Raw genomic sequence first — 23,257 nt, forward strand, 5'->3', positions numbered from 1 at the left:
TTAATCTACTTACTACTGCAGGATACGGACATGTTTGCAAAGCATTATGATGTTGATGAAAAGCATATCGATTTCCAGGGCATCGTCGACGGCCTCTATTATCCGTTTTATATGGAATGGACGCGCCATGCCTACATGCGCGAAGCGCTGGGCATCGACATCGAAGAGGAGTTCAAGCAGGGACGCCTTTATATGGTACTGGAATATTCCCTGCGCTTTCGTAAAAGCCTGCAAAAAGGCGACCGCCTGGAGGTGACCTGCGCGCTGGAGAAAAATGACAAGCGCAACCGCGTAAACTTCGTTCAGCAGATCAGAGTCGATGGCGTCACCTGTGCCGAAGCGACCTTCGTCTGCACCTGTCTCAGCAACGGCAGGCCCAGCATGCCGGATGCGGTAATGAACGCGCTGAATGCGCTTTAATCCTCTGCGTGAAGGGCGAAAGCCAGCCCTTCACGCAGTGCGCGGCGTCAGCGCCTTGTTTTCCGCTGCCCTGACGCCTCGCTCAATTCTTAGTCCGACCGGCAAAATTTACGCGACCTGCGTCACGTTAACCGCCTTAATTTTTCCCCTCTTTTCCCCCGCTTTTTTCACATCAGCGTTGTTTAACCCGGCGCTATGCTTTAAATGCATATTGTTATTATCCTTAAGAGAGCATAATTGACTGCTGATAAATAGCGGCGCTGTCGAGAAATAAAAATTATTAAGCCCGATTAACAAAATTGCACGCTTAATTTTGTGATGCCATGAAAGCACTGCGGTTTTTATTTTTTTCTACTAGGATAATTCCTAATGGATAAGCGTTTTCTGGCGTCGCCGAAGCGCGATTTTTATTCTAGGGTTTTCCGCCTTTTAATGGTTCCTGTTCTGACAGGCGATAGATCTCACAGATAAGCGTAATGCCCGCTTATCCATTAATTCTGATGGATAAGCAGAGCTCCTGTGCGGAAAATCCGGTTTAGCGCTCGCCCCATTGACGCAATAAAAGCGCCACGTAATATCTCCTCATTCAATCCTGTTTTTTTCTGTAGTCGCACAACACTTATCCGGGAAAAAATAAAAACGCTGATGTGAGCCCGGCACGAAAACTTCATTGCGGTTATTGCCGCGCTTTTTAGCGTGGAAGTAAAAATTTTCCCAGAGGATCTATGGTGACGCTTAACAACCCGTTAATTAGCGTAATTGTGCCGGTCTATAATGCCGAAAACTCGATTATTCGCTGCGTTGAAAGCGTGCTGGCGCAGCGGGCGCCGCGCGTCGAGCTGATTCTGGTGGATGACGGTTCAACCGACAGTTCACCGCTGATACTGGAGAGCTGGAGCGACCATCCTCAGGTGCGCGTGATCACCCAGCGCAATGCCGGCGTTTCGTCGGCGCGCAACGCCGGCATTGCCGCCTCGCGCGGCACCTATTTGTGCTTCGTCGATGCGGATGATTTTCTGCCCGCCGACGCGCTAAGCCTCTGCCTGGCGCTGATGAATGACGAGGTTGGTCTGATTGTCGGCGAGTCACAGCACTTTACGCCGCAGGGGCAGCCGATTGCGCGCGCCTTTCCGCCCGAGGCGCAGCGCGTGCTCAGCGCCAGCGACGCGGTCAACGATCTGCTCTATTTCCATCCGCGCCACGGCATCTGCGACAAACTCTTTAACGGCGAGCTGATTCGCGCGCATCAGCTGCGGTTTAACGAACAGATCGCCAATTTCGAGGATCTGCTGTTTGTGATGCAGTATCTCAGTCTGCTCAGTACGCAGCGGGTTATCTGCATCAACAGCGTGATTTATCACTACGTTGAGTCAGAGAACTCGGCGACGCGCTCGTCGGTGCGCGAAAAGCACTTCTCCTTTGCCCGTTCATTTAGCGAAATGCAGCGGCTGCTGTCGCGCAGCAACGACAAGTTTTTCTATTTTCTGCTGCTAAAAGTCTCTTCAGCCTATTTATACAAGGCCATCGCCTCCGGCGAATTTAACGCCGCCTTTATCAACGACCATATTCGGCGCTATCGGAAGGCCTTTAAAGCCTATCTCTCTTCCGGCGTCATCGTTAACGGCTGGAGTCTCTACTTCACGCTCTTTTTCTGCTCGCCGCGCCTGGTTTCGCAACTGCGCAAGCTGGCGCAAAACGTGGGGCGCGAAGGATAACCATGAAAGATAAACTGAAGAACTCGATGTGGATGATCGCCGAAAAGATCATCGCGGTTTTCGGCCTGATTTTCGTCACCTCTTTTGTGGCGAAATATGTCGGCCCGACCACCTTCGGCATTATTTCCATTTCCCTGCTGGTATTTCAGTTTTTGCAGACCGTGGCCTATATGGGCAGCGATGTCATCCTGCTGAAACGGCTGTCGCAGAATAAAGGGTCCGGCATCAGGCTGATGATCTCCGCCTCGGTGCTGATCTTCACGCTCTACCTTGCGCTGGCGTCGGTCGGGATGGCCATCATGCACGAAGAGATGAGCTCGCAGGCGCAGATCTTCATTGTCGCTGCGGCCATCGCCTGTCTCTTTTCCGCCATCGATCTGGTGAACGTGTTCAACGAGGCGATGCTGAATGCGAAGCTGAACGTTATTGCCAACGTCATCGGCTTAACCATCAGTTTGACGATACGCTTCGTTATCTCCAGCTGGGGGCTTGACCCCGCCTGGCTGGCGCTGCCGATCGTACTGGCGACCTTTATTCCCTTCGTGATTAAGCTGGCGCTTTTCCGCCGCTACGAAGGAGCGGTGCACAGGCCCAACCGTAAGCAGCTTAAAGCCTACTCACGCTATATGCTGGCCTCCGGCGGCACATTAATCTTCTCGGTGATCGCCGTGGCGCTCTATACGCGCCTCAACCAGTTCAGCGTCAGCTATTTTCTTGGCGTAAAAGAGGCGGGCGTATTTTCCGTGGCCTTAACCCTCTCCGGCGCCTGGGTTTTTTTGCCCAATGCGCTGCTGGCGTCCTTCTATCCGGCCTTTTTCTCGGAGCGCGATCCTAAACGCGCCATCGTCAAGATTCAGCAGCTGCATCTGCTGGTGGTCGGCGTTTCGGCGCTGGTCATTGCCGCCGTCGCGCTGCTGGCGCCGCCTTTTATTCACTACTTTTACGGCCCGGCCTACCAGGATGCGGTCGCGCCCACGGTCTGGCTCTGCCTGGGCGCGATGTTCGGCCTGCTGAGCAGCGTAATGGATCGCTTTATTATCAAGTACAACGGCTACGCCTATCTGGTGAAAAAAACCTTCTTCGTACTGCTGATTTGCCTGGTTTCTTCCGCCGTGCTGGTGCCGCTCTATGGGCTAACCGGCGCTGCCTTTAGCGTTATTTTGACCGAGCTGCTCTCATTTACGCTGTTGAATTACTTTTTTGCCGCTCAACCGATGTTCACTATTCATCGCTCTTTTTTCAGTCCCAAAAAAATATGGTTTTTATTAAACGACGCCAAGACCCTCAGATAGTTAAGAGGAATGAAAAATGATTCCAGCACCAAAGTTCAGCATTATTATTCCCGCGTGGAATGCGCAAAAAACATTGAGAAGAACCTTGATCAGTGTGCTGCAGCAAACCTGCGATGATTATGAAGTGATCGTAGTTAATGACGGCAGCACCGACGGCACCGCCGCGCTGCTGGAGGAGTTTAGCTATCAGCCGACGATCCGCGTTATCAACCAGCCGAACGGCGGCGTCAGCGCGGCGCGCAATCGCGCGCTGAAGCAGGCGCAAGGGGATTTTATTATTTTCCTCGACGCTGATGACTGGGTGGAGGAGTCTTTCCTCGCCAGCTTTCAGCAGTCGCTGGATAACAGTCACGGCCGACCGGTGGATTTAATTGTCGGCAACCTGGTGGACGACCGAATCGGCAGCATTCGTAAATATGGCTATTTTGCGACGCAGGAGATGCCTTATCTGCTGGGCGAGCTAGAGATGAGCGACAATATCGGCTATCTGCACAATAAGTGTTACAGCCGACGGGTGATTGAGGTGAATAATCTCTATTTCCTCGAGGGGATTTCCATGAGCGAGGATCTGCTCTTCAATCTCAAATATTTCTATAACATCAGCAACTGTCTGGTGATCGACAGCGCCGCCTATCACTATGAAAATGTGATGGATTCGCTGTCAAAAAAGCGCGTACAGTACAACGAGCTCAAGGCGCGCAAGCAGTTTCTGACCGGGCTTTACGACACCATTATGAGTAAATATACGCATCGCGATCTCGACTACTTCCTCAAAGGGGTGTCGAAAAGGGTGCTGGCGCTGGATATGCAGATTGTGACGTCGATGTACCACGACTCTTTTACGCACAACGAAATCTCGCGCGAAATCAACGAGATCAAGCGCGGAAAATATTCGAAAGGGATTTTTAGTCTGCTGAACCGAAATGAAAAGCTGAAATATATTATTATGAATTTCAATAGCTTTGCGGCTTACTACTGCCTTTACGCCCTGTATAAGGCGCGTGCATTTTAATGGATGTGTTTCATCCGCTACACACGAACAGGTTTGACGTTTCTGTGGTTTACCCGCGCTAATCACATCGGGCGGCCCTTACGGGGCGCCCGATGCTGAACGGCTTACTGCGCCGGACGCAGCGCGCCGGTTTTAAACACGCTCATCGCCTGCGCCATGCGCTCTGCCTGATCCTGCAGCGCCTGCGACGCGGCGGAGGCTTCCTGCACCAGCGCGGCGTTCTGCTGCGTTACCGCTTCCATCTGGGTAATCGCCATATTGATCTCGCTGATGCCGGTGCTCTGCTCGCTGCTGGCAATAGTGATTTCACTCATAATGCCGGCCACGCTTTTCACGCTGTTGACGACCTCGCCGATGGTGGAGCCGGCATGAGAAACCAGCTTGCTGCCTTCCTCTACTTTGGCCACCGAATCTTCAATCAGCAGTTTGATCTCTTTCGCCGCTGAGGCCGAGCGCTGCGCCAGATTGCGCACTTCGCTCGCCACCACGGCGAATCCGCGTCCCTGTTCGCCCGCGCGTGCCGCTTCGACGGCGGCGTTGAGCGACAGGATGTTGGTCTGGAAGGCGATAGAGTCGATGACGCTGATGATATCGACGATTTTCTTCGACGAGAGGGCAATCGCCTCCATCTTCTCAATCACCTGCTCCATCACCACGCCGCCTTCGCGCGCTACCGCTGAGGTGCTCGCGACCAGCTGATTGGCCTCGCGCGCGTTGTCAGCGTTGTGCTTCACGGTAGAGGTCATCTGCTCCATCGCCGAGGCGGTCTCCTCCAGCGAGCTGGCCTGCTGCTCGGTGCGGGTGGAGAGATCCAGGTTGCCGCTGGAGATCTGATTCGAGGCGACGGCGATGGTGTCGGAGCCGGTGCGCACTTCGGTCACAATGCTCAGCAGGTTGTCGTTCATCTGCTGCAGCGCGCGCATCAGCACGCCGGTTTCGTCGCGGCTGTCGATGGTGATTTTCGAGCTCAGATCGCCGGCGGCGACGCGTTCGGCGACGCCGACCGCTTCGGTCAACGGACGCACAATGGAGCGGGTCAGATAAACGCCCAGCAGGATTGAGGCAAGGATCGCCAGCGCGGCGCACACCAGCGTAATCATAATCGCCGTGCTGGCGGCGCTGACAATGCTCTGGCCTTCGCCGCGCAGCTGTGAATCCTGCGAGTTGGCGAATTTCTCCGCGCCCTCAAGGAAGGCGTTCTGGCTGGGCGTCATGGTTTTTAGCGCGTAGACGCCCGCACTTTCAAAATCGCCGGCTTTGATCAGCGCGATCAGCGCGTTTTTTGCGGTTTCAAACTGCTGACCCGCCTCAATCAGTCCCTGAATTTTCTTTTTGCCGACGGCGGTAACCTGAATGGCGGCAATGCGGTTCATCGCGGTATTGGTGCGCTGGGTCGCCTCCTCCAGCTGGCCGTAACGCTTGAGGTTTCGGTCGGGATGCGCAGTGTCGATCACCAGGCCGCGCAGGTATTTAATCTGATCGTTGACGCCGTCGCGCACGTCGAAGGCGAGGCGCACTTTGACATAGCGGTCGTCGATGATGGCGGAAATACCGCTGTTAATGCTCTGGATTTTGCTGACGGTAGTGAAACCGATGATTACCATCAGCACCACCACAATGCCGAAGGCGACGCCGAGCCGGGCGCCGACCTTCATATTTTTTAAACTCCACATCTCTGTTCTCCCGCGATGACATCATATGTTGCTGCTGCAATAGTTAAGTTTTTTAACGCCTGTGCGTGACCAGCCCGGGCCGCCTGATAGCGGTTAAAAATGAGAGCTGGCGCACAGGTTATCGGATGTTTCTGTTTTGACTTTAATTTTTTCCGGGCTATTTCTGCACAAAAAGCAGGGATAAGGATGGCGGTGAACAGCAATGATTAGTGGCACAAGCGGCCGCCCAGCGGGCGAGCGCGATAATATTAAGCACGCTAAGCAATCAAATGAAGGCGGGCAGCGTAAGAAGCAGCGAAGGGCGGGCTTGGCCGAGATCGGCAGCGCGCCGCGAGGCGATCGGCGTGGGCGAACAAAGGGTGAAAAGGAGCGAGGGGACGCGACAAGAAAGAAGATAAAGCTGGGGCAGAAAAGGAACGCGCGACGGGGCGTCGCGCGTTCCGGGTCTATCAGGGCGCTTTTTCCAGCACGCTGTGGATCACGGCGGATAGTTCGTTGATTTCAAATTTGGCGACGTAGCCATCGGCGCCGACTTTACGCACATGATCTTCGTTGGCGCTGCCGGAGAGCGAAGAGTGGATCACCACCGGAATGCGCTTCAGCGTCTCTTCGCGCTTGATGTTGCGCGTCAGGGTAAAGCCGTCCATTTCCGGCATTTCGAGATCGGTCAGCACCAGCGCGATTTTGTCGTGGATCGACTCGCCCGCCGCCTGCGCAGCCTCGTTCATCTCTTTAATCTTCAGCCAGGCCTCAAGCCCGGTGTTGTGCATCAGCGCAGGAATGCCCATGCTCTTCAGGCCCTGCTCCAGCAGCTGACGCGCCACTTTTGAATCTTCCGCCACGATGGCGACCGCGCCGGGCTTGAGTTTAAAGCTGCGCACGGTCTCCGGCGCCGGCTCAACGCCGCGCACCGAAGGGATAACGTCATAGAGGATCTGCTCGACGTCGAGCACCATCGCCAGGCTGTTGCTGCCTTTTTCATCGTCGAGGCAGGCGATGCTGGTGATATTGCGGCCGCCGATCCCTTTCTCGGCGGTATGCACCTGGCTCCAGTCGAGGCGCACGATGTTATCCACCGACTCCACGGCGAAGGCCTGGGTGTTGCGCGCATACTCGGTGACCAGCAGCAGGTTCAGGCCGGTTTCCGGCGTACAGCCCGCGACCGCCGGCAGATCGATTACCGGGATAAACTGGCCGCGAATATTGGTCATGCCCAGCAGCGGCGAGCGCATGCCGGCCGCGCGGGTGATGGGCTGCATCGGCACAATTTCGCGCAGCTTGAAGACGTTAATGCCGAACAGTTCCGATTTGCCTTTGGCCTGATCGGTGCCGAGACGGAACAGCAGCAGTTCAAAACGGTTCGATAACGCCAGATTCGCTCTTTCATCTATCTCTTTTTGAAAATTATCCATCGTTGCTCTGCCTTGCTGCCGCCTGTGACGCGGCGAAAGTGAATGATAAGAGCGTTATCGGCACGGTTGGCTAAAAAGTGAGAGGCGGGCGCGCAAATTTGATCGCGCGAGCAGTTAGCTATTCTTGTGCCAGGCTTAGTGGGTAACAACGGAAAAATTTCACTAAAGGAGCGCACCATGAAAAAAGTCATGACGTTTACGCTGTTGGCCGTTTTGAGTCTGCCAGCGCTGGCTGAGAAGGGCGGTTTTGAAGCGGGCGCGACGCCGCCGCCGCAGAAAAAACAGGATGCAGGTTATAAAGGTTCAGAGGATACCGGCCAGACCCACATCAACCAGATCCGCGATTTTCGTCAGGACGGTTACGTCACGCTTGAAGGCTATATCCTGAAGAAGCTGCAGGGCGATAACTACCAGTTCCGTGACAGCACCGGCACCATCACCATTATCGCGCCGGAGAAAACCTTCGACGGCAAAACCTTTAAAGCGGACGAGCAGGTGCGCGTCAGCGGCCGCGTACACGGCAAAGGCGAGAAAACGGTGCTGCACGTTACGCAGATCGATCTGCCGTAACCCTCCGACTCTTTTATTCCCGGCGCGGGCAGGTTAAGGCTCCGCGCCGTTCCAGCGCGACGCTCAGTCCTGCAGCAGAATCGCCCGCACGCTCTTGCCCTTCATTTTTCCCTGCTTCAGCCTGACCAGCGCCGCTTTGGCTTCGCTTGCCGCCACGGCGACATAGGCGTGAGTAGGAGTAATATCGATTTTGCCGATCTGGTCGGCGCGGAAGCCCGCGTCGCCGGTCAGCGCGCCAAGGATATCTCCTGGACGGATTTTCGCTTTACGGCCGCCGTCGATGCAGAGCGTCATCATGGCAGCGGGTAGCGGCTGCCGCGCGCCTTTTTTCAGCGCGCTTGCCGCCAGCCAGCGAAGCGGCTGCTGGAGAAAATCTTCCAGCGCATGCGCGCGCGCCATTTCGTCCGCCGCGACAAAGCTTACCGCGCTGCCCTGTTCGCCGGCGCGCCCGGTGCGGCCGATGCGGTGCACATGCACTTCGGGATCCCACGCCAGCTGATAATTCACCACCATCGCCAGCGCTTTAATATCCAGTCCGCGCGCCGCCACGTCGGTCGCCACTAATACGCGTCCGCTGCCGTTGGCGAAGCGGATCAGCACGCGTTCGCGATCGCGCTGCTCCAGATCGCCATGCAGCGCCAGCGCGCTGATGTTCTGCTGGTTGAGCGCGGCGGCGATATCGTCGCACTCGCGTTTGGTATTGCAGAACACCACGCATGAGGCCGGCTGACGCTGCGCCAGCAGCGCCTGCAGCAGCGGCAGCTTTTCGCTCGGGCTCGCTTCGATAAATTCCTGTTCGATCGCCGGCAGCTCGCTCACCTCTTCGGTGGCGACATGCAGCGCGTCGCGCTGAAAGCGCGCGCTGAGCGAGGCGATGCTCTCCGGCCAGGTGGCAGAAAAGAGCAGCGTCTGGCGGCTGACGGGCGTAAGCGCAGCCACCGCTTCCATATCGTCGCGGAACCCCATCTCCAGCATGCGATCCGCCTCGTCGAGCACCAGCGTGTCGAGTTGATCGAGCTTTAGCGTCTCGCGCTTCAGGTGATCGAGGATACGGCCCGGCGTGCCGACCACGATGTGGGGCGCATGCACCAGCGAGTCGCGCTGCGCGCTGATGGGCTGGCCGCCGCACAGGGTGAGGATTTTAATATTGCGGGTAAAGCGCGCCAGCTGACGCAGCACGTTGCTGACCTGATCCGCCAGCTCGCGCGTCGGGCAGAGCACCAGCGCCTGAGTAACGTAGCGGCTGCTGTCGATATGCTGCAGCAGGCCAATGCCGAACGCCGCCGTTTTGCCGCTGCCGGTTTTGGCCTGCGCCCGCACGTCGCGTCGCGCCAGGATAGCAGGCAGCGTGGCGGCCTGAACAGGCGTCATCTCGGTGTAGCCCATATCGGCCAGATTGGCGATCTGGCTGGCGGGAAGATCGGTAAGGGTAGTAAATGCGGTCACGGGCGGCCTCGGCGGCAAAAGGTGGTCGAAAAATAGCGCGGCAAGTCTGGCAGAATGTGCGTCGCGCGGCAACCTGCGAAAAGGATAACCTGTATGACTGCTTCGCTTTGCAGGCGTTTAGGAATAACCCGAAGATCGGTGAGAATGGATGTTATCTTCTAATGATTTTACCCGTCGGCAGTCTGTTTGTGCATATCGTGTGGCTTTTCAAGGCCATTTGAAACTTTATAACTATACGAATAAGAAAATTAATTTCTTTTTGTATCAGATAATTCCCTTTTTTTTACTCCAGAAAAAGAATTAATCATTAAATAAAGTCACCAATGCAGCCGATAAAATAATCACCGCAATTGCTTTATATTTAGCGCGCCATACTTCTATTACAACGACAGTTTGAGGGTTCTCCATTGAGTAATATTGCCCAGGGATCACATGAAGAAGTGCTGAAAATCGTTGGCCGCGCGGTGCTTACGCTGCATGTCCATGGTGAAAGCTTATCTGCTGACAAGGTTGTCTCAATGATCGGCTGCTATGCCGAAAGCGCGGAACAGAACCAGCAGCAGCTGTTCGCGCTGGCGATGGAAATGATGACGGCCCAGAAATGGGCGAAGAGCGCCTGACATCATCGTCTCGGTTGAACCAAGCCTCCAGTCGGAGGCTTTTTTTACGCCTCTCTCTTTCTTCGAACCGCCTTATTGGTCCTACCAATTTCAGCCTGCTTTTTAGCACTAGTCACAGAAGCGGAAAAATCCCGCCCTTGAGGTTGTCTCTGGTTAACAAAAGATTAACCATTCGAACTCTTATTGTCGCGCAGCGCGCCTTTGGTCCGACCAAAAAGGCGCGCCGCTTTGGGATAACGCCATGAGTGAATCGACATCGACGGCCGCAGAGCATCTTGTGGTGCGGCTGCGGCGCTATATTGAGGAGCAAAAGCTGGAGCCGGGCATGAGGCTGCCCGCTGAACGCCAGCTTGCCGCCGAGCTGGGCGTGTCGCGATCGTCGCTGCGCGAAGCGCTGCAACAGCTGATCAGCAGCGGCCTGCTGATCAGCCGTCGCGGCGGCGGCACCTGGCTGCGTCAGCAGCTGGCCCCCTGGGCGGAACAGCGCATCGTCGCGCCGGTGCGCGCGCTGTTGCAGGACGACCCCGACTATCGCTACGACATTCTCGAAGCGCGCCATGCCATCGAGGCGAGCACCGCCTGGTATGCGGCGCAGCGCGCCACCGAGGCGGATAAAGAGCGGCTGCGGCTCGCTTTCGACGCCACGCTGAAGCTGAAAGAGAGCGACGATCCCGATCTCGCCGCGCAGGCCGACGTGCGCTTTCACCTCGCTATCGCCGAAGCGTCGCACAATGTGGTGCTGCTGCAGACTATGCGCGGGTTCTTTGCGCTGCTGCAATCCTCGGTTCTGCAAAGCCGACAGCGCATGTACAGCCAGCCGCCGATTTTCGCCCGTCTCACCGAACAGCATCAGCGCCTGCTCGACGCCATTCTCGCCGGCGAGGCCGAGGCGGCGCGCCGTGCGGCGATGGATCATCTCGGCTTTGTCCACGCCACCCTGAAAAGCCTGCATGAAGATGAAGCGCGCCAGGCGCGCATCACGCGTCTGCCAGGCAATGACCCCTTTTAACCGCAAGGAAACTGACCTGTGATTATCTCTGCCGCTTCCGATTATCGCGCCGCCGCGCAGCGTATTCTGCCGCCGTTTCTTTTCCACTACATCGACGGGGGCGCCTATAACGAACGCACGCTGAAGCGCAACGTCGAGGATTTGGCCGACGTGGCGCTGCGCCAGCGCGTGCTGAAGAATATGTCCGATCTCAGCCTGGAAACTCGCCTGTTCAACGAAACGCTGGCGATGCCGGTGGCGCTGGCGCCGGTCGGGCTTTGCGGCATGTACGCGCGTCGCGGCGAGGTGCAGGCGGCGCGCGCTGCGGCGCTGAAAGGCATCCCTTTTACCCTGTCGACGGTCTCGGTCTGTCCGATTGAAGAGGTGGCGCCCGCCATCAACCGCCCGATGTGGTTCCAGCTCTACGTGCTGCGCGACCGCGGTTTTATGCGCAACGCGCTGGAGCGCGCCAAAGCCGCCGGCTGCTCGACGCTGGTGTTTACCGTGGATATGCCGACGCCCGGCGCGCGCTATCGCGATGCGCACTCCGGCATGAGCGGGCAGCACGCCGCGCTGCGCCGCTACTGGCAGGCGGCGACGCACCCGCAATGGGCGTGGGACGTCGGCCTGCACGGCCGCCCGCACGATCTCGGCAATATCTCGACCTATCTCGGCAAGCCGACCGGGCTGGAAGATTATATCGGCTGGCTGGCGAACAACTTCGACCCCTCTATTTCCTGGCGCGATCTGGAGTGGATCCGCGAATTCTGGGACGGCCCGATGGTGATCAAAGGCATTCTCGATCCTGAAGACGCGCGCGATGCCGTGCGTTTCGGCGCGGACGGCATCGTGGTATCGAACCACGGCGGCCGCCAGCTGGACGGTGTGCTCTCCTCGGCGCGCGCGCTGCCCGCTATCGCCGATGCGGTGAAAGGCGATATCACCATTCTTGCCGATAGCGGCATTCGCAACGGACTGGACGTGGTGCGCATGATCGCGCTTGGCGCCGACAGCGTGCTGCTGGGGCGCGCCTGGCTGTATGCGCTGGCGACGCACGGCCAGCGCGGCGTGGAAAACCTGCTTTCGCTGGTAGAAAAAGAGATGCGCGTGGCGATGACCCTGACCGGCGCGAAATCGATCGCCGAGATCACGCGCGACGCGCTGGTGGATGCCGGCGCGGCGCTCACAAATGCAGCCGTCGCGCCGCGTCCGCGTGCCGTTAGCTGAGGCTTGTCTATACTTACTCACTCTTCATCAACAGGAGGAATAAAATGACTATTCACAAGAAAGGTTCGGCGCACTGGGAAGGCGATATCAAAGGCAAAGGCACCATCAGCACCGAAAGCGGCGTGCTGAGCCAGACCCCTTACGGTTTCAACACCCGCTTCGAAGGCGAGAAGGGGACCAACCCGGAAGAGCTGATCGGCGCGGCGCACGCCGCCTGTTTCTCCATGGCGCTGTCGCTGATGCTGGGCAATGCCGGCCATAAGCCGCAGAGCATCGACACCACCGCTGACGTCTCGCTGGATAAAAAAGGTGAAGGCTTCGCCATCACCAAAGTGGCGCTGAACAGCACCATCAGCCTGCCGGGCATCGACAGCGCGGCGTTTGACGAAATCATTCAAAAGGCGAAGGCGGGCTGCCCGGTTTCGCAGGTGCTGAATGCCGAGATCACCCTCGATTATACCCTGAATAATTGATCCAGCAGGTCGCCCTCAGTCGGCGACCGCGCTATGCTGGCTGACACGGGTTCTGATGAACCGCGATGGATGCGCCCTGGGGCGCATCTTTTCTTTCTGCGGAAGGAGAGGAAGCGTGGCGAAATATCTGCCGGCAAAAAGACACTGGAAAATGGTGCTGGTGCTGCTCTGTATTTGCGGCGCGTTGATGCTGATCCGCTGGGCGGCGATGATATGGGCCTGAAGGCGTGGGTTTGTCGCCACAAGCTGGGCGTATTAGTGATGATCGTGCTGGCGCTGGAGCTGATTCATTTTCTGTTGACCTCATCCTGGCTGCCCTGGAACTCCCGCTGAGCCGCATCAAACATATTCACGCTCCTCCTGCTCGCGCCGTTTAGCGCGCACGTCGCTGCGGGCGATACGATACGCCTTGCCGGGATCGCCGGCGACGAATTCGAAGGTCGGCGAATAGTAAAACGGCAGCCAGCCGCCGAAGCCGCTTTCCCACTCCCAGCGCACCGGGCAGGGCCAGATAATGCCGTCATACAAAATGTAATAAACCCAGCGTCCAGTCGGACGACGGGGGCGTGGTGTTTTCATGGGGATCACAACGATAATAGGTTAAAACAGCTTATATTTTGAACGCTGTTGCCGCAGGCTGCAACGTTTAAACCGCTTCTTTTTTCCTCACATCCTACAGCGGCCTTAATTAGCGATGCACTTCGCCACACAGCAGGACCACGCCAGGTCGCACTTTATGGATGCGATCGGCCATGGTTTCACAGGCTGCTTTGGTCGGGTAAATGCGCTCCGACACCGGCAGGGCATCGCAGGCGTCATGGCCGCAGGCGCTCACTAACAACACAAATCCAATCAACATGGCTCGACTCCTTTACACGGTCTCGTTGGTACGGACTGTGATGCTTAGATTCCTTTTTTACGATCCAGTATAGACAAACGTGACGGCGCGGCATTATCAGCCTGAGCGGTATTGCGTCTCAGGAGAAAAACCAGGCGGGCAGCAGGGCGATAAGGTTGTTGAAGGTATGCAGGAAAATCGGCAATGCCAGGCTATTGCTGCGCAGGCGTGCATAGCAGAGCAGCAGGGAAAAGAGCGTCAGCGCCACCAGGGTTTCCCAGTGCACGTACTGGGTATGCATCGCCGCGAACAGCAGCGACGTCAGCAGCATGCAGGCGAAGCGGCTGCGCGGCGCCCACAGCAGAAATCCCTGCAGCAGAAATCCGCGAAACAGCACTTCTTCGAACACCGGCGCCAGCAGCACGGCGGTCAGCAGCAGAATCAGCATCGAATTGCGGCCCTGCTGCGCTTGCTCTACCAGCCAGCCTTCAGGCTGCAAAAACTGCGTCTGGGCTGCCATTAGCGCAAACAGCGCAAGGATAAACAGCAGCGTTTGACGAATGCGCAGCTCGCCCAGGGGCAGATCGCTGCGGCGCTGGCAATAAAACCGGTAAAGCGGATAGATCACGGCAAATTCAAACAGGCAGAGCACCGGCACCAGAAGACCGTCGTTACGCAGCACGCCGTAGTTGGGAAACAGCGTAATCAGCATCGTCACGAGGTAATAGACCACAAAGCTGCCGACGTAGAACAGCGTCAACGTCACTCTGTCGGGATTGGTGTTCATAGGCAACCCAGCCACTGAAGGAAAGCGCATAGTAGCAACGCGTCCGATCCCTGTCGAGGGAGGCGCGCGTACAAACTTAACGCAGTAAATTGCCGCCTCAGGCTAAAACCGCGACGCCGCGCGCCGATAACCGATTAAACCTGTTTGGGCCTGCGACGTCGGCCGTCGGCGCGCTGTTGCCCAGGCCTCTTTTATCGCTTTACTGTGAGCGCCCTTGATGACTTTTGACTCACCGGAATCGCCGTCGCACCGCTCTGCGCCGGTGGCTGAAGATCGTACTCTGCGCAGCACGCGCCGCAGTCTGCGCATCTTTTCGCTGCTGCTCTCCGGCGTGCTGCTGCTCGTCGTGCTGATGGTGCTCGCCATTGCCCAGCGGCAGAATCGCGACGCGACGGATCACGATCGCCAGCGGCTGCGCCAGGCGTGGGACGCCCGACAGGAGACGATGCTGACCGACGTGCGCGACTACGCCTTCTGGAGCGAAGCGTGGCGCAACCTGCATCAGACGCTAAACAAACGCTGGGCATGGGACGAGGAGAATATCGGGCCGGATCTCTACAACGAGTATCACTACGAAGGGGTGTTCGTGGTAGATAATGCGGGCCGCACGCGCTATGCGGTGATTAACGGAAAACTCGCCGATCTGCCGCTGGAGGCCTGGCTCGGCGCGCACAGCGCCTCGCTGCTGCGCGACGCACGGGGGCTGCAGAACGCGGCGCTGGCGCGCAACGCCGTGATTGAGCGACAGCCCGCCATTGTCGTGGCGGCGCCCATTTCAAGGGGCAAAGCGGCGGGTCTCCCTGAGCAGCCGGGCGCCCCCTCGGTGCTCGTCTTCGTCAACCTGTTCACGCCGGCCAAATTAGAGGCGCTGGGCAAAATGCTCGACGTCTGGGCGCCGCGCGGCACGGCGGACAACGACGCGCCTCAGCGCCCGATCGTGACGCTGGAGGCGATAGACGGCGGGACCGTGGCGCTGCGCTGGCAGCCCAAGATGCCGGGCACGCGCCTGCTGATGCTGCTGCTGCCGATACTGGCGGCAGTGGCGCTGCTCACCGGCTGGATTACGCGCCGCGTCAGTCGCCACGCGTTGCATCACGCTCTGCTCTCCGATCGGCGTTTCGCCATGCTCACCCTGAGTCAGCAGGAGCTGGCCAACAGCGAAGCGCGCTTCCGCGACCTGGCAGAAGCGGCTTCAGACTGGATCTGGGAAACCGATGAGCATGGACGGCTGATCTATCTCTCTTCCCGCTTCCATCGCCTGACAGGCCATCAGATTGCCGACTGGACGGGCGAGCATATCGATCGTCTGCTGACGCACTCCAGCCACTCGCTGGTGGCCTGGCTGATGCGTCAGGAAGATAGCGGCTCCTCTACGCCGCTGCGCTGCCAGTTTATGAGCGCGCAGGGTGAGCGCCGCATCGGGCATCTGGTGGCGAAAACCATCTGGCACGAGGGGCGCCGCGCCGGCTTTCGCGGCACGGTGTCGGATATCACTCAGGGGATGGAGGCGGAGGCGCGCATTCAGTTTCTGTCGCGCCACGACGCGCTGACCGGACTCGCCAACCGCATTCAGCTGCAGGAGTTCCTGACGCGCCACCTGGAGCCGCCACAGCTGGCGTCGCCGCTGGCGATCGTCAGCCTCGATCTCGACCAGTTCAGGCCGCTGAACGATAACTGGGGGCACGCGGCGGGCGATCAGGTGCTGAATCAGCTGGCGCAGCGGCTGCAGCGCGGCGTCAACGCGCACGAGCTGGCGGCGCGGCTGGGCAGCGACGAGTTCGTGCTGGTGCTGCAGGAGGGCGACGCCGAAGTGGTGGCGCACCGCTGCGCCCGGCTGCTGCAGGAGGTGCAGCAACCAATCTACACCGGGCAGCATGCGCACTATCTCACCGCCAGCATCGGCATCGCCTGCGCGCCGCAGGACGCCAGCCACCCCGAGGCGCTGCTGCGCATGTCGGATATCGCCCTGAACGAAGCGCGCGCCGCGGGGCGCAACCGCTGGGTCTGGTACGCGAGTAATATGGCCAGCCAGCGCGAGCATAAGCGCGAGATGGCGAAACGCATCGAGCAGGCGTTGCTCAATAACGAGTTTTGCCTGCATTACCAGCCGCGCTATCAGCTGCAAAGCGGCAGGCTGGCGGGAGCGGAGGCGCTGATTCGCTGGCAGCCCGAGGAGGGGCCGCCGATTACGCCCGATCGCTTTATTCCGCTGGCGGAGGAGAATGGCCTGATCGTTGCCATCAGCGACTGGGTGCTGGGGCGCGCCTGCCGCGACGCCAGCGCCTGGGGCGCGGATCGCTATGTGTCAGTCAATATCTCGCCGGTAGAATTTCGCACGAAGGATTTGGTGCAGCGCGTCGCGCTCGCGCTGGCGAGCAGCGGGCTACCCGCCACACGGCTGGAGCTGGAGATCACGGAAAACGTAACGTTCGAGCATCCGCAGCAGGCGCTGGAAGTGATGCAGGGGCTGCGCGCGCTCGGCGTCAGGCTGACGGTAGACGATTTCGGCACCGGCTATGCGGCGCTGGGTTATCTGAAGACCTTTCCGTTTAACGGCCTGAAGATCGATCGCTCCTGGATGAAGGATTTTCCAGAGTCGCAGCAGGCGGAGTCCGTGGTGGCAGGCATTATCGCGCTGGCGCACGCTTTTGCGCTGACGATTACGGCGGAAGGGATTGAGACAGAAGCGCAGCTCGACCAGCTAAAACGGCTCTCTTGCGAAGAGGGGCAGGGCTACTTTTTGGGACGCCCCGTGCCGCTGGCGGACTTTGCTGCGCTTCTGGAAACCCCATCTCAACCGATTCGGGCTTAACGCACTTTGACCGCCACGGTGGTCATCAGAACGGCAAAGCCCACGAAAATTGCCAGTTCCATACGATCCTCCTCAGAAAAGTCCTAATAATTTTAGCGCTCCAGCGTGGAGGTTTTGTTCCGTAAGTGCGATTTATCCGAAAAATCCGGCGCGCAACGCCGTAAACCGGCTGTTTGCGGCAATCTTTTTAGCGCCTGAGGCTTAAGCCTGCCGCTCGCCTTTGCTACTCTCTGGGGCGAGTTCCCCACGTTCATGAGGAGAAAACGTGAAATATTATGGAAAAGCGCTGCTGGCGCTGGGCATGTTCGCCTTAACCGCCTGCCAGTCAGCGAATAAACCTGATAACACCGCAGCAAACGCGGATGCGGCAAGCGACACCTGCGGCGCTTCGCAGTATCAGAGCTACGTCGGCAAGCCGATTAGCGCCGCCAGCAGCCTGCGTCTGGAGACGCCGGTGCGGGCCATTCGCTGGAACAGCGCGGTCACGATGGACTTCAATCTGCATCGCCTCAACTTCCTTGCGGACAAAAACGACGTTATCAGCCAGGTCTACTGCGGCTAAGGCGTCATAAAAAAAGCGTCGCATTGTCATGTGCTGGTCATCAAGGGGGGCGAGGATGGATCGCGGATAACAGAGATTTCCTCGTCACTCTCAATATGCAATGCTCGTCTTGTTTATTCCCGCTTCGGCGGGAATTTTTTTCGCTTATTCCGACGAACCGGTTTCCATTAACTGCGCCAGCAGTTGACGATAATTTTCCAGACGGCGCGCGTCGCCTTCTACCTCCAGCCGTTCTATAACCCGCGCGATCACCGCTTTATTGGTGGCGGGCTCGCCAGCTTCCATTAGCTCGCGCAGGATCACCGCCAGCAGATCGGACTCCTGTGGGGCGCTCCAGGCGGGGCTGTTGAAATAGTCCACAATCGCACGGCTGGCACTGTTTTGAACTCTCATATTCACCTCCGCTAAGGCGACGGCGCGTCTGCCACGGTCTGCGCAGCGCAGCGTGATAGTCAACGTGATGGATAACGGTGGACCTCGCCGCGACGGGAAGTGGCGGAGGCGTTAGCGCAGCCGGAAAGCCGCACCTGCGCCAGAGAAACTGGCGTTTTTTTAAACATACAACCGACGTCAGAACTTGTCAGTAACAGGCTGACATATTTTTTCATCTCTGCTGACACACAGCCAGCTGCGCCATCGACATTCACTGCAAAAAAGCGCTAACAGCCTATATACGGCAGTGAAAAAGGCCTGACGCAGCAAAAAACGGTTTTTTTCTTTTCGTGCCATCATTTGTCGCTCAGCGACAGAGCGCCGTTGATAGACTGTGACCTCCCTCTGTCAGCGCCCGTTTGCTCATGCCACGCACAATTGAATCCTGGAAAATCAATCTTATCTCAGTCTGGTTCGGCTGTTTTTTCACCGGCCTTGCCATCAGTCAGATCATTCCTTTTCTGCCGCTCTATATCGAACAGCTCGGCATCAAAGGCGGCGATGCGCTTAGCCTCTGGTCAGGGCTCACCTTCAGCATCACCTTTGTGATTTCGGCCGCCGTCGCGCCGCTGTGGGGCAGTCTCGCCGATCGCAAAGGACGCAAGCTGATGCTGCTGCGCGCGGCTTTCGGCATGGGCGTGGTGATCCTGCTGCAGGCCTTCGTTACCCAGGCCTGGCAATTGCTGCTGCTGCGCGCGCTGATGGGGCTGACCTCGGGCTATATTCCCAACGCCATGGCGCTGGTGGCGGCGCAGGTGCCGCGCGACCGCAGCGGCTGGGCGCTGAGCTGCGTCTCGACCGGCCAGATCGGCGGGGTGATCCTCGGGCCGATGCTCGGCGGACTGCTGGCGGACTGGGTCGGCCTGCGCATGGTCTTTATCGTTACCGCCGCGCTGCTGCTGGTGAGTTTCCTGGTGACGCTGTTTCTGATCAAAGAGACCGGCTATACGCCGGTGAGTAAAAAGGACAAGCTGAGCGGGCGCGAGGTGTTCGCTTCGCTCGACAATCCCAGGCTCATGCTTTGCCTGTTTGTCACCACCATGGTGATCCAGATGTGTAACGGCTCGGTTAACCCGATTCTGACGCTGTTCGTGCGCGAACTGGCGCCGACCGCGGATAACATCGCCTTTCTCAGCGGGGTGATCGCCGCGCTGCCGGGCATCTCGGCGCTGATTGCCGCGCCGCGCCTGGGCAGGCTGGGCGACCGTATCGGCACCCAGCGAATTCTGCTGGCGACCATGGTGGCGTCGCTGCTGCTGCTCGTCGCCATGTCTTTCGTCACCAGCGCCACCCAGCTCGGCGTGCTGCGCTTTCTGCTCGGCTTTGCCGACGGCGCGATGATGCCGGCGGTGCAGACACTGCTGGTGCGCCACTCGCGCGACAACATTACCGGCCGTATCTTCGGCTACAACCAGTCCTTTATGTATCTCGGCAACGTCGCCGGCCCGCTGCTCGGCGCGGCGGTGTCGGCGCTGACCGGCTACCGCTGGGTCTTCTTCGCCACCGCGCTGGTGGTGCTGGTTAACGTGCTGCTGCTGAAGCGCTTTTACCGTCGTCCGCGCACGGTGCTGGAGCCGAAGGGGAAAAGCGCAGCGCATAGCGCCAGCGACGCTGAGTCAACAGATACTCGGCGCTGACGCTCGGGCTCCAAGAGTCGTCGCCGCCCACGCCCATATGCGCGGCGTCCAGATGCAGCCAGCATCCCGGCTCCGCGCGCAGCAGATGGCGGTGCGACGCGTCGCGCAGCTGCTCAAGGCTGTAGCGGCTCAGCGAGAAGCTGAAGTCGCCGCTGACGCGCCAGCCTTCGGCTTCCAGCCATCGCGTGCCGCCGCGCAGGCCGTTTTCGCCTGGAAAGACGTAAGGGGTATGCAGCGCGTCGAGAGGCAGCTGCCAGCGCGAGAACTGCGCCGCCAGCTGGCGGTCCGGATAGTTTTCATGGGGTCCCAGCCCCAGCCAGGCAACCTGCTGCGGCGCGGCGGCGAGTTGACAGCGCAGGCCGATGCGCGCCGGCGCGGGCGCGTCGGGGGCTTGCTCTACCTCAACCTCCAGATGCATGTCGCCCTGCGCGTCGAACCGGTAGCGTTTGTGGCTGAGAAAGGCGAGCCGGCCCTGGGCGTACCAGCCGTGCAGCACGCTGATCTGTACTGCGTCCGACAGCCTTTCCGCCTCTGTTCGCTCTACGCGGCTGGTCATGGCGTCGAAGCCGGCCGCTTTCCAGCGCTCCGACCAGGCGTTGGGATCGACGCGCTCCGCTTCGCTAGTGCCGATATCGTTATCGAGCGGCGCGCGGATAAAGCAGTCCTGCAGCGGCGACAGCAGCCTCGCCTGCTCGTCGACCAGCCACTGCGTCAGCTCGCCGCTTTTGCGGTTAAACTGCCAGCGCTGGTTGCGGTGCGTGACGGCGATAGCTGCCTCCTCAATGCTGAGCGTCGGCGGCTCGCCCGGACTCGGCTGCGGCGGCAGCGCCAGCGCGGCGGGTAGCGGCCACTGATGCCAGGCGACGCGCCAGTCGGCGTCAGACCAGGCGGTGGCGGCGCGCTGGTGTACGGCGACGTTTAGCCAGCACTCGCCGGTAAGATTGGCCACCGGCGGAACGCAGATGCGCTGCATGCCCCGCGGAGCGATATCCAGCGCGGTTTCGCCCTGCGCGACCACCTCGCCCTGCTGCTCGACGCGCCAGCGCAGCACCTCGTTATCGCTGCGGCGAAACAGGTAGTCGCTGCTGACGGTAAAGCTAAAGGGAGCGCTGGCGTCCGGAGCAAAGTGGAAGAACTGCTGCGCGCGCTGCGCTTCAAACAGCGCCGGATGCGGCGTGCGGTCGGCGAACACCAGCCCGTTCATGCAGAACTGGCGGTCGTTAGGCTTGTCGCCGAAGTCGCCGCCGTAGGCCTGCCAGGGCTGCCCGTTTTCATCGTAGCGCGTCAGGCTCTGATCGACCCAGTCCCAGACGAAGCCGCCCTGCAGGCGAGGAAACTGACGAAACGCCTGCCAGTATTTTGCAAAACCGCCGAGGCTGTTGCCCATGGCGTGCGCATACTCGCACAGGATCAGCGGCCGGTTTTCGCCCGGCAGGCCGATCCACTTTTTCAGCGACCATTTCGGCACGGCGGGGAAGGGCTGATCTTCATCGACGCGTGCGTACATCGGGCAGAGAATATCGGTCGCCGCGCTGTTGGCGCCGCCGCCTTCATACTGTACGGGGCGCGTCGGATCGGCGCTTTTCACCCAGCGATAGAGCGCATCGTGCGTGCTGCCGTGCCCCGACTCATTGCCCAGGGACCAGATAATAATGCTGCAGTGGTTGCGGTCGCGCTGCACCATGCGCGTGACGCGTTCGCTAAAGGCGGCGAACCAGCGGGGATCCTCTGCCAGGCGGCTCATCGGCTGCATGCCGTGGGTTTCGATATTGGCCTCGTCGACCACGTAGAGGCCGTAGCGGTCGCACAGCCGATACCAGAGCGGATGGTTAGGGTAGTGCGAACAGCGCACCGCGTTGAAATTATGCTGCTTCATCAGTTCGATGTCGCGCCGCATCAATGCTTCGTCCACCGCCTGGCCACTCTCCGCGTGATGTTCGTGACGGTTTACGCCGCGTATCAGCAGCGGCTGGCCGTTCAGGCAGAGTAGGCCGTTTTCGATGGCGACGCGCCGAAAGCCGACATCATACGCCTCGACCTCAACTGTTTCGCCCTGCGCGTCGAGCAGCGCCAGGGTGGCGCGGTAGAGCGTCGGGGTTTCGGCGCTCCACAGCGCTGGTGCCTCGACGCGCAGGCGCAGCTCGGCGCGATCGGCATAGTGGCCGCGCTCGTCGATAATCGCGCTGCCGAGCGGCTGCTCGATGACGCCCGTCCGCTTGCCTTCTCGCCACAGCGTCAGCCGCAAACGCAATGCGGCGTCCTGAGCGGTGACGCGTACTCGCGCCACCAGATCCGCGCTGCGGTATTCCGGGCTCAGCTGCGTCTCCAGCTGGATATCCGCCAGGTGCGGCGTCGGCTTATGCAGCAGCGAGACATCGCGGAAAATGCCGCTCATGCGCCACATATCCTGATCCTCCAGCCAGGTGCCGTCGCTCCAGCGCAGCACCATCACCGCCAGTCGGTTCGTGCCGCGCACCAGCGCCGCGCTAAGGTCGAATTCGGCGGGCAGGCGGCTATCCTGGGAGTAGCCGATAAACCGGCCGTTGCACCACAGGTAAAAGGCGGAGCTGACGCCGTCGAAAATGACGCGCGTCTGCCCCGTTTCAGGCCAGCGGTCGTCCAGGTTGAATGTGAGCGAATAACATCCCGTGGGATTCTCTTCCGGCACGAAAGGGGGCGTTGCCGCGATGGGATACTGGACATTGGTATAAATGGGCGCGTCATAACCGTGCATCTGCCAGTTGGCCGGGACCGGCAGCGTAGCGGCGTTGGGCAGATCCTGCTGCAGCCAGCTCTCAGGCACCGCTTCAGGGCGGTTAAAATAGCTAAAGTTCCATGCGCCGTTCAGGCTGCGCTGCGCGGCAGAGGGGTGCTCGTCGCGCGCCGGCTCTTCGCTGCGCCAGCTGGCGAAAGGCGGATGGGCGTCAAGGCGATGCAGACTGGTGATGACCGGGTTCTCCCAGTCACGGCGGGCAAGAAGTTGACTCAGCGAAATCGGCGGCGTCGGCATAGAAGTATCCTTAAATTGTATTGCGCTCACAATGAAGTGTTTCCCGCGGACTGTAAAGAGCGACACGCTAACGAAGGGAGCAATTTTTTAACGGTCCTGGCAGGGTAAACGGCCCGGACGCCGGTTTTGTGTCACTTTCGTGCCAGTAAATTGTTAAGCCTGGTATACAAGGGTTAATACCGCCCTGAGTCAGAGAATTCTCTCTTGTCGCCCCGGTTTGCCGCTCATACACTCAGCCCGATTTCATCCATCCTGAGGTTGTTATGGTACGCATTGTTAAACTTGCCGCAGTCGTGGCGCTGGCGACCGCGCTGAGCGGCTGTATTTTCCC

21 protein-coding genes are annotated in these 23,257 nt (G+C 59.2%); 13 read left to right on the forward strand and 8 right to left on the reverse strand.

Going from position 1 to position 23,257, the window contains the following annotated elements; translation table 11 throughout:
* The first annotated feature begins 30 nt into the window (after window positions 1–30).
* From HA46_RS16600 to HA46_RS16615, 4 genes are all read left to right on the forward strand, one after another.
* Window positions 31–420: an acyl-CoA thioesterase gene (locus HA46_RS16600; RefSeq protein ID WP_033788733.1), complete on the forward strand. Its 390-nt coding sequence runs from the start codon at window positions 31–33 to the stop codon at window positions 418–420.
* 725 nt (window positions 421–1,145) lie between these two features.
* Window positions 1,146–2,135, forward strand: coding sequence for a glycosyltransferase family 2 protein (locus HA46_RS16605; protein ID WP_084885470.1), 990 nt, complete (start codon window positions 1,146–1,148; stop codon window positions 2,133–2,135).
* Window positions 2,136–2,137: 2 nt separating this feature from the next.
* On the forward strand, window positions 2,138–3,427 hold the full coding sequence (locus HA46_RS16610) for an oligosaccharide flippase family protein (protein ID WP_084885472.1): 1,290 nt from the start codon (window positions 2,138–2,140) through the stop codon (window positions 3,425–3,427).
* A 16-nt stretch (window positions 3,428–3,443) separates the two neighbouring features.
* Window positions 3,444–4,439, forward strand: coding sequence for a glycosyltransferase family 2 protein (locus HA46_RS16615; RefSeq protein WP_084885474.1), 996 nt, complete (start codon window positions 3,444–3,446; stop codon window positions 4,437–4,439).
* A 104-nt stretch (window positions 4,440–4,543) separates the two neighbouring features.
* Here the strand turns inward: HA46_RS16615 and HA46_RS16620 are convergent, their stop codons facing one another.
* Together HA46_RS16620 and HA46_RS16625 are read right to left on the reverse strand one after the other, a co-directional pair.
* Window positions 4,544–6,112: a methyl-accepting chemotaxis protein gene (locus HA46_RS16620; protein ID WP_033788739.1), complete on the reverse strand. Its 1,569-nt coding sequence runs from the start codon at window positions 6,110–6,112 to the stop codon at window positions 4,544–4,546.
* 449 nt (window positions 6,113–6,561) lie between these two features.
* Window positions 6,562–7,524 carry a chemotaxis protein gene (locus HA46_RS16625; protein ID WP_033788740.1) on the reverse strand — a complete coding sequence of 321 codons (963 nt, stop codon included), beginning with the start codon at window positions 7,522–7,524 and terminating at the stop codon, window positions 6,562–6,564.
* 177 nt (window positions 7,525–7,701) lie between these two features.
* Between HA46_RS16625 and HA46_RS16630 the strand changes: the two genes are divergently transcribed.
* The gene (locus tag HA46_RS16630) at window positions 7,702–8,094 is read left to right on the forward strand and encodes a YgiW/YdeI family stress tolerance OB fold protein (protein ID WP_033788741.1); all 393 of its coding nucleotides are present in this window, start codon (window positions 7,702–7,704) and stop codon (window positions 8,092–8,094) included.
* A gap of 63 nt (window positions 8,095–8,157) precedes the next feature.
* Here HA46_RS16630 and dbpA read toward each other — a convergent pair whose 3' ends face one another.
* The gene (dbpA, locus tag HA46_RS16635; RefSeq protein ID WP_084885477.1) at window positions 8,158–9,540 is read right to left on the reverse strand and encodes an ATP-dependent RNA helicase DbpA; all 1,383 of its coding nucleotides are present in this window, start codon (window positions 9,538–9,540) and stop codon (window positions 8,158–8,160) included.
* Window positions 9,541–9,947: 407 nt separating this feature from the next.
* Between dbpA and HA46_RS16640 the strand changes: the two genes are divergently transcribed.
* The 5 genes from HA46_RS16640 (at window position 9,948) to yniD (ending at window position 13,071) form a co-directional block, all read left to right on the forward strand.
* Window positions 9,948–10,160 (forward strand): hypothetical protein, encoded by a 213-nt coding sequence (locus HA46_RS16640; protein ID WP_033752782.1) that lies wholly within the window; start codon window positions 9,948–9,950, stop codon window positions 10,158–10,160.
* Between the two features lie 241 nt (window positions 10,161–10,401).
* The gene (gene lldR, locus HA46_RS16645; protein WP_084885479.1) at window positions 10,402–11,169 is read left to right on the forward strand and encodes a transcriptional regulator LldR; all 768 of its coding nucleotides are present in this window, start codon (window positions 10,402–10,404) and stop codon (window positions 11,167–11,169) included.
* A gap of 18 nt (window positions 11,170–11,187) precedes the next feature.
* A complete protein-coding gene (lldD, locus tag HA46_RS16650) occupies window positions 11,188–12,375 on the forward strand; it encodes an FMN-dependent L-lactate dehydrogenase LldD (protein WP_084885481.1) in 1,188 nt (395 codons plus the stop codon).
* Window positions 12,376–12,419: 44 nt separating this feature from the next.
* Window positions 12,420–12,848: an OsmC family protein gene (locus HA46_RS16655; RefSeq protein WP_033752779.1), complete on the forward strand. Its 429-nt coding sequence runs from the start codon at window positions 12,420–12,422 to the stop codon at window positions 12,846–12,848.
* 115 nt (window positions 12,849–12,963) lie between these two features.
* Window positions 12,964–13,071 carry a small membrane protein YniD gene (yniD, locus tag HA46_RS21365; RefSeq protein ID WP_096072666.1) on the forward strand — a complete coding sequence of 36 codons (108 nt, stop codon included), beginning with the start codon at window positions 12,964–12,966 and terminating at the stop codon, window positions 13,069–13,071.
* A 116-nt stretch (window positions 13,072–13,187) separates the two neighbouring features.
* Here the strand turns inward: yniD and HA46_RS16660 are convergent, their stop codons facing one another.
* The 3 genes from HA46_RS16660 to HA46_RS16665 all read right to left on the reverse strand — a co-directional run bounded on the left by HA46_RS16660 (window position 13,188) and on the right by HA46_RS16665 (window position 14,473).
* Window positions 13,188–13,427, reverse strand: a complete 240-nt coding sequence (locus HA46_RS16660; protein ID WP_033752778.1) for a hypothetical protein — start codon at window positions 13,425–13,427, stop codon at window positions 13,188–13,190.
* Between the two features lie 109 nt (window positions 13,428–13,536).
* Window positions 13,537–13,707, reverse strand: coding sequence for a hypothetical protein (locus tag HA46_RS21170; RefSeq protein ID WP_094078501.1), 171 nt, complete (start codon window positions 13,705–13,707; stop codon window positions 13,537–13,539).
* A gap of 118 nt (window positions 13,708–13,825) precedes the next feature.
* Window positions 13,826–14,473: a CPBP family intramembrane glutamic endopeptidase gene (locus HA46_RS16665; RefSeq protein ID WP_033788745.1), complete on the reverse strand. Its 648-nt coding sequence runs from the start codon at window positions 14,471–14,473 to the stop codon at window positions 13,826–13,828.
* Window positions 14,474–14,690: 217 nt separating this feature from the next.
* Here HA46_RS16665 and HA46_RS16670 point away from each other — a divergent pair, with 217 nt between their 5' ends.
* Together HA46_RS16670 and HA46_RS16675 are read left to right on the forward strand one after the other, a co-directional pair.
* Window positions 14,691–17,285, forward strand: a complete 2,595-nt coding sequence (locus HA46_RS16670) for a bifunctional diguanylate cyclase/phosphodiesterase (RefSeq protein WP_084885483.1) — start codon at window positions 14,691–14,693, stop codon at window positions 17,283–17,285.
* 265 nt (window positions 17,286–17,550) lie between these two features.
* Window positions 17,551–17,847: an I78 family peptidase inhibitor gene (locus HA46_RS16675; protein WP_084885485.1), complete on the forward strand. Its 297-nt coding sequence runs from the start codon at window positions 17,551–17,553 to the stop codon at window positions 17,845–17,847.
* A gap of 144 nt (window positions 17,848–17,991) precedes the next feature.
* On the opposite strand, the gene HA46_RS16680 is transcribed toward HA46_RS16675, so the two are convergent.
* Complete coding sequence (locus HA46_RS16680) at window positions 17,992–18,240, reverse strand: biofilm development regulator YmgB/AriR family protein (protein ID WP_033752774.1); 249 nt, start codon at window positions 18,238–18,240, stop codon at window positions 17,992–17,994.
* Window positions 18,241–18,644: 404 nt separating this feature from the next.
* On the opposite strand from HA46_RS16680, the gene HA46_RS16685 reads away from it, so the two are divergent.
* Window positions 18,645–19,916 carry a multidrug efflux MFS transporter gene (locus tag HA46_RS16685; protein WP_084885488.1) on the forward strand — a complete coding sequence of 424 codons (1,272 nt, stop codon included), beginning with the start codon at window positions 18,645–18,647 and terminating at the stop codon, window positions 19,914–19,916.
* On the opposite strand, the gene HA46_RS16690 is transcribed toward HA46_RS16685, so the two are convergent.
* Window positions 19,801–22,926 carry a beta-galactosidase gene (locus HA46_RS16690; RefSeq protein ID WP_143807652.1) on the reverse strand — a complete coding sequence of 1,042 codons (3,126 nt, stop codon included), beginning with the start codon at window positions 22,924–22,926 and terminating at the stop codon, window positions 19,801–19,803. The genes HA46_RS16685 and HA46_RS16690 overlap by 116 nt on opposite strands.
* Window positions 22,927–23,257 lie beyond the last annotated feature (331 nt).

It is taken from the genome of Pantoea septica (genome assembly GCF_002095575.1).
In the GTDB taxonomy this organism is placed as follows: Bacteria; Pseudomonadota; Gammaproteobacteria; order Enterobacterales; family Enterobacteriaceae; genus Pantoea; species Pantoea septica.